Annotated in this window: 19 protein-coding genes; 10 read left to right on the top strand and 9 right to left on the bottom strand. The window is 60.9% G+C overall.

Translation table 11 applies throughout. From position 1 onward, the window contains the following. Positions 1-20 precede the first annotated feature (20 nt). Entirely contained in the window at positions 21-1,052 is a 1,032-nt protein-coding gene (gene gntR / locus AC1RBR_RS20440; protein WP_007917805.1) for an HTH-type transcriptional regulator GntR, read from the bottom strand. Positions 1,053-1,268: 216 nt separating this feature from the next. Here gntR and AC1RBR_RS20435 point away from each other — a divergent pair, with 216 nt between their 5' ends. Then, the gene (locus AC1RBR_RS20435) at positions 1,269-1,802 is read left to right on the top strand and encodes a gluconokinase (protein ID WP_027612589.1); all 534 of its coding nucleotides are present in this window, start codon (positions 1,269-1,271) and stop codon (positions 1,800-1,802) included. An 82-nt stretch (positions 1,803-1,884) separates the two neighbouring features. Continuing rightward, a complete protein-coding gene (locus tag AC1RBR_RS20430) occupies positions 1,885-3,240 on the top strand; it encodes a GntP family permease (protein ID WP_095137079.1) in 1,356 nt (451 codons plus the stop codon). Positions 3,241-3,422: 182 nt separating this feature from the next. Here AC1RBR_RS20430 and alaC read toward each other — a convergent pair whose 3' ends face one another. Then, positions 3,423-4,640 carry an alanine transaminase gene (gene alaC, locus AC1RBR_RS20425; RefSeq protein WP_095137080.1) on the bottom strand — a complete coding sequence of 406 codons (1,218 nt, stop codon included), beginning with the start codon at positions 4,638-4,640 and terminating at the stop codon, positions 3,423-3,425. Between the two features lie 139 nt (positions 4,641-4,779). Here alaC and AC1RBR_RS20420 point away from each other — a divergent pair, with 139 nt between their 5' ends. From AC1RBR_RS20420 to AC1RBR_RS20410, 3 genes are all read left to right on the top strand, one after another. Then, positions 4,780-5,442 (top strand): LysE family translocator, encoded by a 663-nt coding sequence (locus AC1RBR_RS20420; protein WP_095137081.1) that lies wholly within the window; start codon positions 4,780-4,782, stop codon positions 5,440-5,442. Between the two features lie 68 nt (positions 5,443-5,510). Further along, a complete protein-coding gene (locus tag AC1RBR_RS20415; protein WP_027612592.1) occupies positions 5,511-6,005 on the top strand; it encodes a GyrI-like domain-containing protein in 495 nt (164 codons plus the stop codon). A gap of 324 nt (positions 6,006-6,329) precedes the next feature. Beyond that, the gene (locus AC1RBR_RS20410) at positions 6,330-6,818 is read left to right on the top strand and encodes a GNAT family N-acetyltransferase (protein WP_492566330.1); all 489 of its coding nucleotides are present in this window, start codon (positions 6,330-6,332) and stop codon (positions 6,816-6,818) included. Between the two features lie 137 nt (positions 6,819-6,955). Here AC1RBR_RS20410 and AC1RBR_RS20405 read toward each other — a convergent pair whose 3' ends face one another. Both AC1RBR_RS20405 and AC1RBR_RS20400 read right to left on the bottom strand, forming a co-directional pair. Beyond that, complete coding sequence (locus AC1RBR_RS20405; RefSeq protein WP_095137084.1) at positions 6,956-7,561, bottom strand: pyridoxamine 5'-phosphate oxidase family protein; 606 nt, start codon at positions 7,559-7,561, stop codon at positions 6,956-6,958. A gap of 18 nt (positions 7,562-7,579) precedes the next feature. Then, entirely contained in the window at positions 7,580-8,065 is a 486-nt protein-coding gene (locus AC1RBR_RS20400; protein ID WP_115989063.1) for a GNAT family N-acetyltransferase, read from the bottom strand. A gap of 140 nt (positions 8,066-8,205) precedes the next feature. Between AC1RBR_RS20400 and AC1RBR_RS20395 the strand changes: the two genes are divergently transcribed. Genes AC1RBR_RS20395 through AC1RBR_RS20385 form a run of 3 tightly spaced genes read left to right on the top strand, consistent with a single transcriptional unit; the run spans position 8,206 to position 10,238 of the window. After that, positions 8,206-8,631 carry a YybH family protein gene (locus AC1RBR_RS20395; RefSeq protein WP_492566328.1) on the top strand — a complete coding sequence of 142 codons (426 nt, stop codon included), beginning with the start codon at positions 8,206-8,208 and terminating at the stop codon, positions 8,629-8,631. A gap of 40 nt (positions 8,632-8,671) precedes the next feature. Continuing rightward, positions 8,672-9,016, top strand: coding sequence for a YciI family protein (locus tag AC1RBR_RS20390; protein ID WP_204895682.1), 345 nt, complete (start codon positions 8,672-8,674; stop codon positions 9,014-9,016). Beyond that, complete coding sequence (locus tag AC1RBR_RS20385) at positions 9,009-10,238, top strand: RNA polymerase sigma factor (protein ID WP_492566326.1); 1,230 nt, start codon at positions 9,009-9,011, stop codon at positions 10,236-10,238. The genes AC1RBR_RS20390 and AC1RBR_RS20385 overlap by 8 nt, the downstream gene beginning before the upstream one ends. A gap of 148 nt (positions 10,239-10,386) precedes the next feature. Here AC1RBR_RS20385 and AC1RBR_RS20380 read toward each other — a convergent pair whose 3' ends face one another. Then, entirely contained in the window at positions 10,387-11,241 is an 855-nt protein-coding gene (locus AC1RBR_RS20380; protein ID WP_492566324.1) for a LysR family transcriptional regulator, read from the bottom strand. Positions 11,242-11,330: 89 nt separating this feature from the next. Here AC1RBR_RS20380 and AC1RBR_RS20375 point away from each other — a divergent pair, with 89 nt between their 5' ends. After that, the gene (locus AC1RBR_RS20375) at positions 11,331-11,762 is read left to right on the top strand and encodes a multidrug/biocide efflux PACE transporter (protein ID WP_492566322.1); all 432 of its coding nucleotides are present in this window, start codon (positions 11,331-11,333) and stop codon (positions 11,760-11,762) included. Between the two features lie 159 nt (positions 11,763-11,921). Here AC1RBR_RS20375 and AC1RBR_RS20370 read toward each other — a convergent pair whose 3' ends face one another. Next, positions 11,922-12,677, bottom strand: a complete 756-nt coding sequence (locus tag AC1RBR_RS20370; RefSeq protein WP_123588718.1) for an SDR family NAD(P)-dependent oxidoreductase — start codon at positions 12,675-12,677, stop codon at positions 11,922-11,924. 120 nt (positions 12,678-12,797) lie between these two features. Between AC1RBR_RS20370 and AC1RBR_RS20365 the strand changes: the two genes are divergently transcribed. After that, positions 12,798-13,694 carry a LysR family transcriptional regulator gene (locus AC1RBR_RS20365; protein ID WP_492566320.1) on the top strand — a complete coding sequence of 299 codons (897 nt, stop codon included), beginning with the start codon at positions 12,798-12,800 and terminating at the stop codon, positions 13,692-13,694. A gap of 402 nt (positions 13,695-14,096) precedes the next feature. Here the strand turns inward: AC1RBR_RS20365 and AC1RBR_RS20360 are convergent, their stop codons facing one another. The 3 genes from AC1RBR_RS20360 to AC1RBR_RS20350 form a co-directional block, all read right to left on the bottom strand. Next, positions 14,097-14,933 (bottom strand): IS3 family transposase, encoded by an 837-nt coding sequence (locus AC1RBR_RS20360; protein WP_492566319.1) that lies wholly within the window; start codon positions 14,931-14,933, stop codon positions 14,097-14,099. Then, a complete protein-coding gene (locus tag AC1RBR_RS20355; protein ID WP_225595758.1) occupies positions 14,930-15,232 on the bottom strand; it encodes a transposase in 303 nt (100 codons plus the stop codon). The genes AC1RBR_RS20360 and AC1RBR_RS20355 overlap by 4 nt, the downstream gene beginning before the upstream one ends. A gap of 539 nt (positions 15,233-15,771) precedes the next feature. Next, complete coding sequence (locus tag AC1RBR_RS20350; protein ID WP_492566317.1) at positions 15,772-17,388, bottom strand: inorganic phosphate transporter; 1,617 nt, start codon at positions 17,386-17,388, stop codon at positions 15,772-15,774. Positions 17,389-17,732 lie beyond the last annotated feature (344 nt).

Genomic DNA, 17,732 nt, shown 5'->3' with positions numbered 1-17,732 from the left:
GGCGATCCTTGTAGGAGGTTTCAGGTACTTTCGCGAATCTTCAATTCAAAACCCATATCCTCCACCGGCCGCGCCACACTATTCCCCGCCATCAACGTCAACATCTGCTCCGCCGCGCGCCGGCCAATCGCCTCGCGCGGGGTGTTGATGCTGCTCAGGCGCGGCACCATGTGTTCGGACATCGGCAAGTCGTTGAAGCCGAGGATCGCCACCTGCTCGGGGATCTTGATCCCGTTGCGCAGCGCTTCGAGCAGCGCGCCCTGCGCCAGGTCGTCGTTACCGAAGAAGATTGCATCGACATCCGGATGCGCCGCCAGCAGTTGCAGGAACAGCTCACCGCCCAGGCCCACGGACGAGGAGCGCGGCGTCAGCACTTCCAGATCCGGGTCATAACGCCCGGCCTTCTGCAGGGCTTTGCGGAAACCCTCACCGCGCAACAAGGTGCGCTGATCGAGTTGCGCACCGATGTAGGCCAGACGCTTGCGCCCACGAGAGAGCAAATGTTCGGCAGCGGTTTCGCCAGCACTGAGCTGGGAGAACCCCACACAGTTCACTCCGGCGGCGCTGTCGAGTTCCATCATGTACACGCAGGGAATGTTGCTGGCCTCGATCATCCGTCGCGAACTTTCCGTGCGATCAAACCCGGTCAACAGAAAACCGCGCGGCTGATAAGCCATGTAATTGCGCAGCAGGTTTTCTTCTTCATCGCGCGAGTAGTGGAAGTTGCCGATCAGCACTTCGAAGCCCTTGGGCGTGAGCACCCGATGAATGGCTTCCAGCGTATCGATGAACAACAGGTTGGACAGCGACGGCACCAGCACCACCACCGAATGGCTCTGCGCCGAGGCCAGAGCGCGGGCTGCCGGGTTGACCACGTAGTTGAGTTCAAGCGCGGCTTTCTGCACTTTTTCCACCAGTTCCGTGGCGACCGTGCTGACACCGCGCAGTGCGCGGGAGGCGGTAATCGGGCTCACGCCGGCGAGGCGGGCAACTTCATTAAGGGTGGGACGGCCGGTGGTGCGAGTGTTTTTATCGTTTTTAGGGGTGGTCATCGGGCGGCTTGCCAAACAAAAATCAAGGCACTAAGGTAGCGCTGTCCTGATGCAGCTGCAAATGCGTAAGCGAGGTCCTGCCTGATCTTCGCTTTTTGGCGTTGGGAACAAACCTGCTGCAACCCAAAAAAACGACAAGAAGGCGTCGGCAACTTCTGCCTGTGCACTAGAGTCATAGCTAGCAAAGGTAGCGCTGTCTGCGCGCTGAGGTGTTATATGAGTCATCCCATCACCGCCCTGGTCATCATGGGCGTTGCCGGTTGCGGCAAGACGTGCGTCAGCGAGGCCCTGTGCCAATTGAGCGGCGCCACTGCCATTGAAGGCGATACTTTCCATCCGGCCGCGAACATCGAAAAGATGAGCGCGGGGATCCCCCTGAACGACGACGACCGTGCCGGCTGGCTCGACAGCCTGTGCGATGAACTGCGTCGCGTCGATGCATCGGGTAAACGCCCGGTGCTGACCTGCTCGGCCCTTAAACACAGTTACCGCGAAGTGTTGCGCAGTGCCTTGCCGGGCCTGGGCTTCGTGTTTCTTGAGCTGACCCCTGAAGTTGCCGCCGACCGCGTGTCCCATCGCCCGGGCCACTTCATGCCGGCGACGTTGATCGAAAGCCAGTTCGCCACCCTCGAATCGCCGGTCGGCGAGCCGTTGACCCTGGCACTGAATGCTTCGATCCACAGCGTTGAAGAACTGGCGGCCCAGGCGCACGTCTGGTGGCAGGCCCACGGTCTGAAACAGGCGGTATGAGTGTGTTGAAAGAGCTAGCGCTGTCCTCACGAATTCTGTTTAACCCGCTTTAATAACAACAACAAGCCAGGAGACACCCCCAATGTTTGGCATGTCCCACGACACGTTTCTGCTGCTTGATGCAGTGGTCACGGTAATCGGACTGATCGTCCTGATTACCAAATTCAAGATTCACCCCTTTATCTCCCTGACTATTGCAGCCGCGTTCCTCGGCCTGACGTCCGGCATGCCGATCGGCACGATCATCAAGGCGTTCCAGGACGGCTTCGGTGGCGTGCTCGGTTTCGTCGGCATCATCCTCGCGCTGGGCACCATGCTCGGCAAAATGATGGCCGAATCCGGCGGGGCGGATCAGATCGCCCAGACCCTGATCCGCGCGTTCGGCAAGGACAAAGTGCAATGGGCGATGATGTTCGCCGCGTTCCTGGTCGGTATTCCGCTGTTCTTTGAAATCGGCTTCGTGCTGCTGATTCCGCTGGTGTTCATCGTTGCCCGCCGCACCGGTGTGTCGATCATCAAGATCGGTATCCCGCTGCTCGCCGGCCTGTCCGCCGTACACGGTCTGGTGCCACCGCACCCGGGCCCGCTGCTGGCCATCGGGGTGTTCGGCGCCGACATCGGCAAGACCATTCTTTACGGTCTGATCGTTGCACTGCCGACCGCCATCATTGCCGGCCCGATCTTCGGTACGTTCATTGCCAAGCACATTCCCGGTCATCCGAATCAGGAACTGGTTGATCAACTGGCCCGTGAAAGCGACGACTCAACCAAGTTGCCGAGCTTCAGCATCACCCTGATTACCGTGCTGTTGCCGGTTTTCCTGATGCTCCTGAAAACCTTCGCCGACGTGGCGCTGCCGGACGGTCACTTCTTCCGCACCTGGATGGACATGATCGGTCACCCGATCTCGGCACTGCTGCTGGCCTTGCTGCTGTCGCTGTACACCTTCGGTCACAAGCAGGGCATCGGTTCGCAGCAGATGCTCAAGTGGCTGGACGCGAGCCTGGCGCCAACCGCCGCGATCATCCTGATCATCGGTGCCGGTGGTGGCTTCAAGCAGATGCTGGTGACCAGTGGTGTGGGCGACGTGATCGGCCACATGGCGGTCAGCGCGCAGATCTCGCCGATCCTGCTGGCGTGGCTGGTGGCGGCGGTGATTCGTATCGCCACCGGTTCGGCCACCGTGGCGACCATCACGGGCGCCGGCATCGTGGTGCCGGTGGTGGGGATGATCCCGGGCGTCAACCGTGAGCTGCTGGTGCTGGCCACCGGTGCCGGTTCGTTGATCCTGTCCCACGTGAACGACGCCGGTTTCTGGCTGGTGAAGCAGTACTTCAACATGACCGTGGCCGAAACCTTCAAGACCTGGACCGCGATGGAAACCATCCTGTCGGTGGTGGGCCTGGGCTTTATCCTGCTGTTGTCGCTGTTCGTTTAAACAGCTTCTTGCAGGCACAAAAAAACCGCAGCGATGCGGTTTTTTTGTGCCCGACGATATCAGGCTGAATGCATTACCCCTGTGGGAGCGGGCTTGCTCGCGAAAGCGGTGTATCAGTCGCTGAAAATGTTGACTGACACGACGCCTTCGCGAGCAAGCCCGCTCCCACAGGGGGGTAGGTGTCAGGCAGTGGTTTTCGGGGCCAGGCCATCCGCCCGGAACATCCCGCGAATCCCGCGCACCGCCTGACGAATCCGGTCCTGGTTCTCGATCAGCGCAAAGCGCACGTGATCATCGCCATACTCACCAAAACCCACCCCCGGCGAGACGCAGACCTTGGCCTCGGCCAGCAGCTTTTTGGCGAACTCCAGCGAACCCAGATGCGCGTAAGCCTCGGGAATCTTCGCCCAGACGTACATCGAAGCCTTCGGATTCTCGACCATCCAGCCCAGCTCATGCAGGCCTTTGACCAGCACGTTGCGGCGCTGGCGATACTGCTCGGCGATGTCGCGCACGCATTGCTGATCGCCTTCCAGCGCGGCAATCGCCGCCACTTGCAGCGGGGTGAATGTGCCGTAGTCGTGGTAGCTCTTGATCCGCGCCAGAGCGTTGACCAGCTCCGGGTTGCCAACCATGAAACCGATGCGCCAGCCGGCCATGTTGTAGCTCTTGGACAGGGTGAAAAACTCCACCGCGATGTCCTTGGCGCCCGGCACCTGCATGATCGACGGGGCTTTCCAGCCGTCGTAGACAATGTCGGCGTAAGCCAGGTCGTGAATCACCAGCACGTCGTACTGCTTGGCGAGGGCGATCACCCGTTCGAAGAAATCCAGCTCGACGCACTGCGCGGTGGGGTTGGACGGGAAGCCGAGGATCATCATTTTCGGTTTCGGGATCGAACCGCGAATCGCCCGCTCCAGCTCATCGAAGAAGTCCACGCCGGGCACCAGCGGCACCGAACGCACCTGGGCGCCGGCAATCACCGCGCCGTAGATGTGAATCGGGTAGCTCGGGTTCGGCACCAGTACCGTGTCGCCCTGATCCAGGGTCGCCAGCATCAAATGCGCCAGGCCTTCCTTGGAACCGATGGTGACAATGGCTTCGCTTTCCGGGTCGATATCGACCGCGTAGCGTTGCTTGTACCAGTTGGAAATCGCCCGGCGCAGGCGCGGAATGCCCTTGGACGTGGAGTAACCGTGGGTGTCTTCGCGCTGTGCAACCTGCACCAGTTTTTCGACGATGTGCGGCGGCGTGGCCCCGTCGGGGTTGCCCATGCTCAAGTCGATGATGTCTTCACCACGACGCCGCGCGGCCATCTTCAGCTCGGCGGTGATGTTGAAAACGTAAGGGGGGAGTCGATCAATGCGCGCAAAGCGGCGCGGCGAACCTTGTTCAGCCATTGTTGCCTCGGATAACGTAAGCGCCCGGAACCGTCCGAGCGACGCTGGTCACTGCGGTGACCTGTGGCGGAAGATAAGGGCTGTGATGGCAGGCTGTCCAGCCTGCATGTAAACAAATTTTTCCCAAGGAAATCGGTAGATGGAATTCACCAGCGGCTTCTTGCTGAGCCTCTCGCTGTGCCTGGACATCGGCGTAGCCAACATCGCAATGATCACCCTGGCGATGCAGCGCGGTTACTTTCAGGGCTTCGCGCTGGGCCTCGGCACCTGCGTCGGCGACCTGATCTATGCGGTGCTGGCGCTGGCCGGGATGACCGTGCTGCTGCAGTACGAAAGCGTGCGCTGGGTGCTGTGGATCGGCGGGTCTGCGCTGCTGATCTACTTTGCGGCGAAGATGATCTATTCGGCGATTCACCATGAGGCGCAGTTGGCGGCGACGGCGGAGGTGGGGCAGAACTCCCATCGCAAGGAATTCTTCCGAGGGATCTTCCTCGCTATGTCCTCGCCTAGCGCGATCCTGTGGTTCGCTGCAGTTGGCGGCACCCTGATCGCCCGTTCCGGTGGCGGTGGCCCGGTGAGTTCGGCGCTGTTCCTCGGTGGTTTCCTCTGCGCCGGTCTGCTGTGGTCGGCCGGTCTGTGCTTTGCTGCGAGCCACGGCGGCAAATTGCTGGGCGACAAGCTGTTGCGCTACTCCTACATGGCATCGGCGGCGATCTTCTGCTATTTCGCGGTCTACGTGATCGTATCCGGTTATAACGAGTTCGTCGGCTCCGGGGCTGCCGACCAGTTGCACGCCTTGTGACATTGCGAATCGGGTTTGGCTTCTATACTCAGCAGCCGAACCCCTACTTTTGTTCCAGGAGTCGAGTCATGGATGAGCAAAAACGCGTCGAAGTGGCGGAACCTCGCTTCGAACATGGACACTTCCTGCTGATCGCGGGATTTCGTGGTCGATTCACTCAGGACACTGCCAAGGACATTCCCGCGCTGTGGGAAAAGTTCTTGCCGCACCTGGGAAAGATACAGGGACAAAAAAACGAAGTGACCTACGGCGTCTGCAGCAATTTCGACGGCAAGGGTGGCTTCGATTACATCGCCGGGGTGGAAATCAGCAAGCTCGATGACCTCGACCAGAAGGTCTACCAGTGGGTCGAAGTGCTGCCCCGGCAGTACGCGGTGTTCGAGCACAAGGGCCCGCTCGACCAGTTGCCGCAAACCCTGCAATACATCTACAAGACCTGGCTGCCGACCTCTCACTACGTGGAACTGAATGCCCCGGAGCTGGAGCGCTACAGCGCCGATTTCAATCCGCGACTGCACACCGGCAAACTGGAAATCTGCGTACCGGTCGACAGCAAAGCCTGAGCCCATAACGATGAGGCGGATCGCTGATCCGCCTCATGTTGTTCAACCGCGCTTGCCCTTGCCCAGCCGTCGCGCCCGCAACAGGTCGATGCCCAGGGTGATAAAGCCGAACGTACTGATGCCCAACACCATCAACAGGCCGATTTCAACGCTGCTCATAAGCGGTTACCCCCAAGGGTGATCAGAGACACACCGCAGGAATAGCCCGTCGCCGGCACGAAGAAAAGCGCTTATACGCAGGCTTTACGCCCCCCGCGCGGATCGATATGAACACCTTATTCCTTTATGCTTTGCGCACTTTTCTCCTTTGATTTTCGAGCTGCCATGAACACCGTCATCCGCAACGTCACCGCCGCCGACCTGGATCGCTGCTACGCCATCGAAACCGTTGCCTACGAAGGCGATGAAGCCGCCACTCGCGAGAAGATCGCCACGCGCATCGCCACCTGGCCCGAGGGCTTTATCGTCGCCGAAGTGGACGGCGTAGTCGCTGGTTTCGTGAACTCCGGTGCGGCATTTGACGTGCAGATGTCCGACGAGGCGTTCAAGGAGCTGATCGGCCACGACCCGCAAGGGCCGAACGTGGTGATCATGTCGGTGGTGGTGCACCCGGACTATCAGGGGCAGGGTCTGGCCAAGCGCTTGATGGCCGAGTTCATCGAACGCATGCGCGGGCTGGATAAAGCGACGATTCATCTGATGTGCAAGGAAAAGCACATTGCGCTGTATGCCGGGTTTGGCTTTGCCTACATCAAACCGTCGGAGTCGGATCACGGCGGGATGGCGTGGCACGAGATGATTCTGACCCTCTGAAAATCGCTGCAAGCCCAAATGTGGGAGCGGGCTTGCTCGCGAAGGCGGTGTGTCAGTTGCCAATGATTTATCTGACACGACGCCTTCGCGAGCAAGCCCGCTCCCACAGGGGAACAGTGGTGACTCGCTGATAGGTGTCAGTAGAGAGTGTCGCTTACTCTTTTCGGTGCTTCGCGGTCGTAGGTCTCGGCATCAAACTGCCCGTCATTCAGGCGCTTGTGGAAGGCGCCAGCAGAGGGCAGGGCCGAGCGCGGCAGGTGGGTTTCCGGGTTCCAGGCGTCAGAGCGCACAAAGGCTTTCGAGCAGTGGAAAAACGCCGCCTCCACGGTCACCAGCAACACGGTTTTCGCCGGTTTGCCGTTCACCGCAAAGCTTTCCAGCAGCTCAGGATCGGCGCTGATGGTCGCGGTGCCATTGACCCGCAACGTCTCGCCGATCCCCGGAATGATGAACAGCAGCGACACCCGTGGATCGTGCAGCACATTGCGCAGGGTATCGATGCGGTTGTTGCCCGGGCGGTCGGGGAGGGCCAAGGTGTTCTGATCAATGATCCGCACGAACCCGGCTTTGTCACCGCGCGGCGAATTGTCGAGGCCGTCGGCGCCCACCGAGCTGACGATCACCAGCGGCGACAGGCGCACCATCGCCTGATAATCCTCGTTGAGAAAACCGATCTGCTTGCGCACAGCGCGGTCGTGGGGCAGGCCGTAAATAGCTTCCAGTGCTTCGATCGAATCGATCATCGTGCATCCCTCGATGATTTAGAAAAACAGTCCCATACGCCGCTCGTAACCGATCCGGCCCTTGTACGCCTCGCCGCTGTCGACGAAACCGTGTTTGGCGTACAGCGCGATCGCCGCGTCGTTATCGGCATCCACCGACAGCTCCAGGCCCTTGATTTCCGGCCACGCTTCACGCGCCACCTCGGGCAGCGCCTGCAGGCAGGCCTTGCCGTACCCCTTGCCCTGCGCGCGGTGATCCACCTGCAAGGCGTGCAGGGTGGCGCTGTGTTCATCGGCCCAGGCTGGCAGCACCGGTGGGCGCTTGAGCAGCAGGAACGCCACCGGCACCTGATCGGCCAGCAGGGCAAAGCCTTTGACGCCGGGACCCGGTTTGGACAGCAGCGTGTGCAACGCGCCATGGATGTCGCCGGAGAACTTGATCTGCTCGGGATGGATTTCAATCGCCTCGACCTGCTGACGCTGCAAGGCGTTCAGGCTGTCGTACGGCACGAGTTGGGCTGACACGGGAATTTCCTTTTTCCTACAAAGATGAGCCTCGGATTCTAGCGATTTTGTGTTCGGCGGAATTTTTTTGTTTCGGCTGTCGATCTGCCGGTTTGCCGAACGACTAACGGTGTCTTCACAACAAAAACACGGAGAACACCATGAGCGCACAGACTGAAATTCAGGCCCTGATCAACACTTACCGCGAAGCGGTGATGACCAAGGATGTCGACAAAGTCATGGCGTTGTATGCCGATGACATTCTTTCCTTCGACGCGATCAAGGCCCTGCAATTCAAGGGCAAACCCGCTTACCGCGCGCACTGGCAAGCCTGCATGGAGATGTGCCCCGGCCCGCACGTTTTCGAGTTCCACGAGATCGCCATCGAAACCGCCGACAACCTCGCTTTCGCGCACTGGGTCGCCAACTGCGGCGGCACCAACGACAAGGGCGAAACCCAGAGCTGCTGGATGCGCGCTACTGCGTGCTATCGCCAGGTGGGCGGGACGTGGAAGATTGTCCACGAGCACTGGTCGGCGCCGTTCGATCCGATGAGCGGCAGCACGCTGTTCGATGTGCAACCCTGATCTTCAGCCATAGTTGATCCGTTCGATTCAGGAGAACGCCATGAAGTATCTATGCCTGGTCTACAGCGATGAACAGCTGCTGCATTCGCTGCCCGACAGCCCGGAAGACGCCGAGTGCTGGGCCTACGCCGAGTCGATTCAGGGCAGCGGGCGGATGGTCGCGGCCGAAGCGCTGGAGTCGGTGCAGACCGCGACCACCGTGCGTATGCGCAACGGCAAGCTGTCGATCACCGATGGCCCGTTCGCTGAAACCAAGGAGCAACTGGCCGGGTTTTACCTGATCGATGCCAAGGATCTCAACGAAGCGATTCAGGTCGCCGGCAACATTCCGGCGGCTCGGGTCGGCAGCGTAGAAGTGCGTCCGGTGCGACAGTTGAATGTCTGAAGTCCGGGCGCGGGTCGAGCAGGTCTATCGCGAAGACTCGCGGCGGATTCTGGCCACGCTGATTCGCCTGCTCGGGGATTTCGACCTCGCCGAAGAAGCCTTGCACGAGGCGTTCTTCGTCGCGGTCGAGCGCTGGCAGCGCGACGGTGTGCCGGACAATCCGCGCACCTGGCTGGTGTCCACCGGGCGCTTCAAGGCCATCGATGTGTTGCGCCGCCGCGCCCGCTTCAAGGCCTCGCAGCCGCTGTTGCTGGCGCAGCTCGAAGAGCTGGAACAGGCTGACTGGAGTGGCGAAGACGTGGAAGACGACCGCCTGCGGCTGATCTTCACTTGTTGTCACCCGGCGCTGGCGGCGGATGCGCAAGTGCCGCTGACCCTGCGTGAGGTCTGCGACCTGACCACCGAGGAAATCGCCCGCGCGTTTCTCTCGGCACCGGCGGCGATTGCCCAGCGCATCGTGCGCGCCAAGGCGAAGATTCGCGATGCAAAAATCCCTTATCAAGTACCGAGCCTGAGCGAACTGCCCGAGCGCCTCGACAGCGTGTTGCGGGTGATTTATCTGGTGTTCAACGAAGGCTATTCGGCGTCGATGGGCGCAGAGTTGACCCGTGAGGATCTGACCCGCGAGGCGATTCGGCTCGGGCGGTTGCTGATGGAATTGCTGCCGGAGCCGGAGGTCATGGGGTTGCTGGCGTTGATGCTGTTGCATGAGTCGCGGCGGCCGGCGCGCACGTCACCCAGTGGAGAATTGATCCTGCTGGACGATCAGGACCGCTCGCGCTGGGATGCCGGGTTGATCGCCGAAGGTTGTGCGCTGGTGGAGCGGGCGCTGACCACGCGGCGATTTGGGCCGTATTGCCTGCAAGCGGCGATTGCCGCGGTGCATGCCGAAGCGTCTTCAGCGGCAGAAACCGATTGGCAGCAGATCGTCGGGCTGTATGACGTGCTGTTGCGGACGATGCCGTCGCCGGTAATCGAGTTGAACCGCGCGGTGGCAGTGGCCAAACGCGATGGCGCGTTGGCCGGGCTGACGCTGATCGAGGGGATCCTGGATCGCGGTGAGTTGCAGGATTACCACCTGGCGCATTCGGCGCGGGCGGAGTTTTGTCGGCAGTTGGGTCGGGTGGAGCAGGCGCGGGCGGCGTACCGGCGAGCACTGGAACTGACCCGGCAAGAGCCGGAGCGGCGGTTTATCGAGGGGCGGCTGAGCGAACTGGATTGATCCGAGGTATTCATTGGCAGTGCCGGCCCCTTCGCGAGCAAGCCCGCTCCCACAGGTGAGCGCATTCCAACTGTGGGAGCGGGCTTGCTCGCGAAGGGGCCAGTAAAGTCAGCATGAAAACTTCGGGTTTGCTCGCGATTGGGAGCTTTTATTCCAGCATCTTGCTCAACAGCCAGCTCCCCGCCGGCCCCGGCGGATAAATCCGCGACCACAACGCATCGACATACACCGGCCGCGGCCAGCCGCGCACCGTCAGTTCCACCAGCGAGCCATTCCCGAAACGCGCCACCAGCCAGCGCGGCAGCGCCGCCCAGCCAAAGCCCATTTCGGCCATTTCCATCAGCATCAGGTAGCTCGGCGCCGACCACACCCGGCCTTTCGCCCGGCTGTCGCAGGGATTGACGATGGTCGCCAGGCGCAACTCGCGATGCTGCTCCAGCACCTGCTGGTCGACCCGTTCGACACGGGTCAGCACATGATCACCTTTGACGAACAGTGCCAGGTCAGTGCGCTCGGCGACGGTCGAGGTCACCAGATCCGGTGGATAGGTGTCCTGCATTTCGGCAAACGCCAGGTGCGCGCGGCCACGCTGGACCAACTCGATCAGGTCGTCACACTCGGCGATCAGGCATTCCAGTTCCAGGTCCGGATAACGCTGCTCGAAGCCGACCAGTGCCGCTTCAAATCGCGCTGACTGGTAGGTGTCGGAAATCGCCACGGTCAGCTTCGGCTCAACGCCTTGGGCCAGTTGCCGGGCGCTCATTTCCATGCGATTGGTGGCCGCCAGAATCGCCTCGGCCCGTTGCAGCATCACATGCCCGGCCGGAGTCAGGATCGGTTTGCGGCTGCTGCGGTCGAAGAGAATCAGATCCAGGTCGATCTCCAGGCTGGCCACTGCGGCACTGATGGTCGATTGACTGCGCCCCAGTTTGCGCGCCGCTGCCGAAAACGAACCCTGAGTGGCCGCTTGAACAAACGCCAGCAGCACTTCCTGCGAAGCCATGAACTATCGCCTTGATCGATGGTTATTGGTTATGAAGTATCGGTGCGAGGCCGGATCATGGCAACCATCTTCACTCAAGGAGTCAGGCCATGACTGCTAACAAATCCATCACTGAACGTATCTTCCAGGCCATCGGTTTCGAGTGTCTGGCGATTCTGATCTGTACGCCGTTGCTGGCGTGGATCATGGACAAACCGCTGCTGGACATGGGCGCGGTGACCTTGCTGATCGCGATGTTGGCGCTGGCGTGGAACGTGCTGTTCAACGGCTTTTTCGACCGCATGCTCAAGCGCCTGAATGTCGCGCACAACGGCTGGACCCGGGTGGTCCATGCGCTGCTGTTTGAGGGCGGGTTGATCGTGATGGGCGTGCCGCTGATTGCCTGGTGGCTGTCGGTCAGCCTGTGGCAGGCGTTCTTGCTCGACATCGGTGTGCTGCTGTTCTTCCTGCCGTATACCTATGTGTATCACTGGGGCTATGACGTGGTTCGCGAGCGGTTATTGACGGCCCGTGCTGCTTGAGTCTGGAAGACAAACTGTGGCGAGGGAGCTTGCTCCCGCTCGGCTGCGTAGCAGTCGTAAACCCGATAAACGCGGTCTGTCTGTCAGACCGCATTGGCCGGTTTTGGGGGGCGCTTCGCACCCCAGCGGGAGCAAGCTCCCTCGCCACACTGTTTGGGTTTAGAGGAACATCCCGCCCGATGCTTCAACACGCTGCCCGTTGATCCACTGCGCACCCGGCGCCAGCAGCATCGACAGCGCACCTCCAATATCATCCGGCTGCCCGGCGCGGCCCAGTGCGGTATTGCTCGCGACCATCGCGTTCAACGCCGCGTTGTCGCGCACCGCACCGCCACCAAAGTCGGTCTCGATGGCGCCCGGCGCCAGTATGTTCACGCCGATCTGCCGCGCGCCCAGCTCCTTGGCCTGATAGCGGGTCAGCACTTCCATCGCGCCTTTCATCGCGGCGTAGGCGGCATAACCCGGCAGGCTGAAGCGGGTCAGGCCGCTGGAGATGTTGATGATGCGCCCGCCGTCATTGATCAGCGGCAGCAGTTGCTGAGTCAGGAAGAACGGCCCTTTGAGCTGGATATTCATCAGCAGGTCGAACTGTTCCGGGGTGGTCTCGGCGAACGCCGCGTGCACTCCGATCCCGGCGTTGTTGATCAGGAAGTCGAAGCGCGGACGGTCCAGTTGCTGCAACGCTTGTTCAACTCGTTTGGCGAAATCGGCAAAGGTTTCGCTGCGGCCGACATCCAGTTGCAGCATCACGGCTTTGGCGCCGCGTTGTTCCAGTTCAGCCACCAGCGCCTGGGCTTCATCGGCGCGGCTGTTGTAGGTGCCGATGATGTCCACGCCTTCGGCGGCGAGGTGCAGGGCGGCGTTCTTGCCCAGGCCACGGCTGGCACCGGTGATCAATGCGATTTTGCGGCTCATGTGAAATCCTCGATTGCGGTGAGTGGTGATGAGCAAAGTTTATTTATCCGCCATGGGGTGATAAACAGACTGAAACCGGAATCACTGATCGACTCAGCCGAACAATCAACGGGTGCCCTCATGAACAAACTGGAACTGCTGCGCACCTTCGTCCGGGTCAGCGAACTGTCGAGTTTCACCCTTGCTGGCGAGAGTCTCGGGTTGCCGCGCTCGACGGTTTCCGAACATGTCCAGGCCCTGGAAACCCTGCTCGGCACGCGTCTGCTGCAACGCACCACACGTAAGGTGCAGGCGACGCAGGACGGCCTGGTGCTGTACGAACGCAGCAAGGATCTGCTGTCGCACATGGACGAGATCGAGGGTCTGTTTCGGCAGGATCCGGCGTCGCTGAGCGGGCGGATTCGCGTCGACATGCCGAACATCCTCGCGCGGCGCCTGATCATGCCGCTGCTGCCGGAGTTCATGGCGCGCCACCCGAATCTGCAGCTGGAAATCAGCAGCACCGACCGCCGCGTCGATCTGCTCAGCGAGGGCTTTGATTGTGTGGTGCGCATTGGCGCGCAGCCGGATCAGTCGGTGGTGGCGCGGCACTTGGGCGACTTCCCGATGATCAACTGCGCCAGCCCCGCGTACCTCGAACGCTATGGTGTGCCGCAGAGCCTGGAAGATCTGGCGCAGCATCGGCTGGTGCATTACGTCGGTGTGCTCGGTTCGCGCTCGGAAGGGTTTGTGTATGAACAGGATGGACAGGTGCGGCGCCTGCCGATGGCTGGCAGCGTCACGGTCAACAGCACTGATGCCTATGAGTCGGCGTGCCTGGGCGGCTTCGGCCTCATCCAGGTACCGCGCACCGGCATGCAACCGCACCTCGAAACTGGCGAGTTGGTGACCGTGCTGCCGCAGTTCACGGCGCCGGCGATGGGCATTTCAATCCTGTATGCGCGGCAACGACACTTGCCGCTGCGGGTGCGGGTGTTCATGGAGTGGTTGGGCGATGTCATCCGTTCCACTCTCTAATACCTGACACAAATCAAACTGTGGGAGTGGGCTTGCTCACGAAGAGGCCGGCCCATTCAGCATCGATGTTGACTGACCTGACGCCTTCGCGAGCAAGCCCGCTCCCACAGGGGGGGCGGAGGGTGAAGTATTCGGGGCTCGCCGCTATCCAGGGTGGGAGTGGGCTTGCTCACGAAGAGGCCGGCCCATTCAGCATCATTGTTGACTGATCTGACGCCTTCGCGAGCAAGCCCGCTCCCACAGGGGGGGGCGGTGGGTGAAGTATTCGGGGCTCGCCGCTATCCAGGGTGGGAGTGGGCTTGCTCACGAAGAGGCCGACCCATTCAGCATCATTGTTGACTGATCTGACGTCTTCGCGAGCAAGCTGAACTGGTCAAGTAATCTTGGACACTGATTAAGGTTTCACGCCGCCAACTTCTCCTTGGCGACTGGTGACCGATAGTCGTTGTAGCTATGTGGCCTGGTGATGTTGTAGCGCGATATATAGCGCTGCACATCCGCTCGGGCCTCGTGTTCCGATCCGTAGCCTGCTTCTGGCACCCACTCTGATTTCAAACTTCCAAAGAAACGCTCCATCGCAGCGTTGTCCCAGCATTCGCCTTTACGGCTCATGCTCTGCCGGAGCCCATGTTCCAGCAGTTCATTTCTGAATTTATGGCTGGTGTACTGGCAACCTTGGTCGGAGTGAAACAGTACGTCTTTTGGGCGACCGCGTAGTTCAATCGCCATCCGCAGGGCTTCGCAGGTCAGCGTGGCATCGGAGATCATCGAAAACGACCAGCCCACGATCCGGCGAGCGAACAAGTCCAGAACCGCCGCGAAATACAGCCAGCGCTTGCCGACTTTGATGTACGTCACGTCCCCACACCACACCTGATTGACCGCCGTAACATCAAACTTGCGTTTGAGCACATGCGGTGCCACCAACGCTTCCACGCCGGGTGACTTGTACTTATGGCGCCGGCGTTGACGGCTGACAATGCCTGCTTCTCGCATCAAGCTGCGAGCCATGAACCGCCCGACATCATGCCCGCCGGCTTGCAGCTGTTTAGCCAAGGTACGAGCGCCCGCAGACTCTCTCGACGCCTTGTGGTGCTTGACCAGCATGGCCTTGAGCTGCTCTCGCTTAGGGCTCACTTTGCCTTGGCGCTGACGCCATGCGTAAAAGCTACTGCGGTTTATCCCGAACACATGACAGCAATCGTTAACGCCGTACTGCTCGCCCAGCTCACAGATCAACGAGAGTGATCTTTGGCGTCCAAAAGCAGGAGAGCACTGGCCTTTTTTAGGATTTCGATATCCCGATCTTTTTGCCTGAGCAAGGCTTTAAGTTCCTGAATCTCTCGCTGATCCGCGGTGATCGCCTTGGCTCCCACCGGAGTCGAGCCCAAGCGTTCCTTGCGAACCTGATCGACCCAGCGGCGTAAGGCCGTAGGGCCAATATCCAAACTGGCACAGACCTCGGGAACCGACTGCCCCTCGTCCAGCACCATGCTGGCAGCCTTGAGTTTGAACTCACTTGAATAAGATTTACGCATATCCAAACACCTCAGATTTGGGCGCCATCATAGCGCCCGATTGAGGTGTCCAAAATCATTAGGCCAGTTCAAGCCCGCTCCCACAGGGGGGGCGGAGGGTGAAGTGTTCGGGGCTGGTCGCTATCCAGGGTGGGAGTGGGCTTGCTCACGAAGAGGCCGGCCCATTCCCGATTGATCTGACGTCTTCGCGAGCAAGCCCGCATCATTCAGCATCATTGTTGACTGATCTGACGTCTTCGCGAGCAAGCCCGCTCCCACAGGGGGGGCGGAGGGTGAAGTGTTCGGGGCTGGTCGCTATCCAGGGTGGGAGTGGGCTTGCTCACGAAGAGGCCGGCCCATTCAGCATCATTGTTGACTGATCTGACGTCTTCGCGAGCAAGCCCGCTCCCACAGGGGGGGCGGTGGGTGAAGTGTTCGGGGCTGGTCGCTATCCAGGGTGGGAGTGGGCTTGCTCACGAAGAGGCCGGCCCATTCAGCATCGATGTTGACTGACCTGACGCCTTCGCGAGCAAGCCCGCTCCCACAGGGATCTAAGTCGATCAGAAAATCTGGGTGAACAGCCAATAGAGGCTGCCCGACAGCAGAATCGCCGCCGGCAAGGTCAGCACCCATGCCATCAGCAGGTTGCGGATGGTCTTCATCTGCAGCCCGCCGCCATTGGCAACCAAGGTCCCGGCCACGCCCGATGACAACACGTGAGTGGTCGAGACCGGCAAACCGAACATGTCCGCCGCGCCGATGGTCAGCATCGCCACGGTTTCCGCCGAGGCGCCTTGGGCGTAGGTCAGGTGGGTTTTGCCGATCTTCTCGCCGACCGTCACCACAATTCGTTTCCAGCCAACCATGGTGCCGAGGCCCAGGGCGATGGCCACGGCGATCTTCACCCACAGCGGAATGAAGCGCGTGGCGTTGTCGATCTGCTGCTTGAACAGTTGCAGTTTGTCAGTGGTGTCAGCGTCGAAATTGCCGACCTTGTTCTTGTCCATCAGGCGAATGCTTTCGCTGGCCAGGTACATGTCGTTACGCACGTTGCCCATGGCTTCGGCCGGGACTTTCGACAGTGAACCATAGCCTTTCACCTCCGCGCCAATGTGTCCGGTGAGGGCAGCGAGGGCGGGGATCAGTTGCGGCGTGGCTTGCTTGCTGCGCACGTAATCCGACAGCACCGGACGCGGATCGGCCGGGGCCGGCAGCGGGGTGTTTTTCACCAGCGCTTGCTGGGTGACTTCGGCGACGGCAGCGAACTGCAACGCCTGATCGGCGGGCATGGTGCGGTTCAACGCGTAAGCCATCGGCAAGGTGCCAACCAGAATCAGCATGATCAGGCCCATGCCTTTCTGCCCGTCGTTGGAGCCGTGGGCGAAAGACACACCGGTGCAGGTGGCGATCAGCAAACCGCGAATCCACCACGGTGGCGGGTTGTTGCCTTCCGGCGCCTTGTACAGCGCGCGATTCTTGATGAAGGCGCGCATGGACAGCAGCAACAGCGCCGCGCAGCCGAAGCCCACCAGTGGCGACAGCAGCAGGGCATAACCGATCTTGGTCGCCTGCGCCCAGTCCACGCCGCTGGTGCCGTCGCGCCCGTGCATCAAGGCATTGGCGACGCCGACGCCGATGATCGAACCGATCAGGGTGTGGGATGAGGAGGCCGGCAGGCCCAACCACCAGGTACCGAGGTTCCACAGAATCGCCGCGATCAACAGGGCGAAGATCATCGCGAACCCGGCGGACGAACCGACCTGCAGAATCAGCTCCACCGGCAGCAGGGCGATGATGCCGAACGCCACCGCGCCGCTGGACAGCAGCACCCCGAGGAAATTGAAGAACCCCGACCAGACCACCGCCACATTCGGCGGCAGCGAGTGGGTGTAGATCACCGTCGCGACCGCGTTGGCGGTGTCGTGGAACCCGTTGACGAACTCGAAGCCCAGCGCAATCAGCAGCGCCACGCCGAGCAGCAGGAACGGGGTCCAGGTGGTGACGGTGGTGCCCAGCTCATGCATGTCGTGCATCAGGCTGTAAGCGGTGAACAGCATCCCCATCGCGAGCACCGCGAAGAACACCACGTAAGTGAACGGTCCGGGTTTTTTATCGAGTGCCGGCCGGCCGCTGTGGGCGGACGTGGGGCGGGCGGCGGTCAGGGAGGGAGTAGCCATGAGCGGACAATCCTGAGCGAGGGAAGGAGTGTCGGTCATGATCATTGCAGAATGTTACAGAGAGACTGCGACAGGTCAGTGTTTGCGGTTTTAGTCCCTCCGCTGATCCGAATGAGATGTGGATCCAAATGTGGGAGCGGGCTTGCTCGCGAATGCGGTGTGTCATTCAGCGATGATGTTGGCTGACCTGATGCCTTCGGGAGCAAGCCCCCTCCCACAGGAGATGGGCCGTGAATGAAGTATTTTGGCTGGTCGCGATCCGGGGTGAGAGCGGGCTTGCTCGCGAATGCGGTCTGTCATTCAGCGATGATGTTGGCTGACCTGACGCTTTCGGGAGCAAGCCC

This window comes from Pseudomonas sp. GW823-FHT01D03, assembly GCF_058798255.1.
The sequence above is the reverse complement of the archived record's forward strand: the minus strand, read 5'-3'. Positions and strand labels throughout refer to the sequence as shown.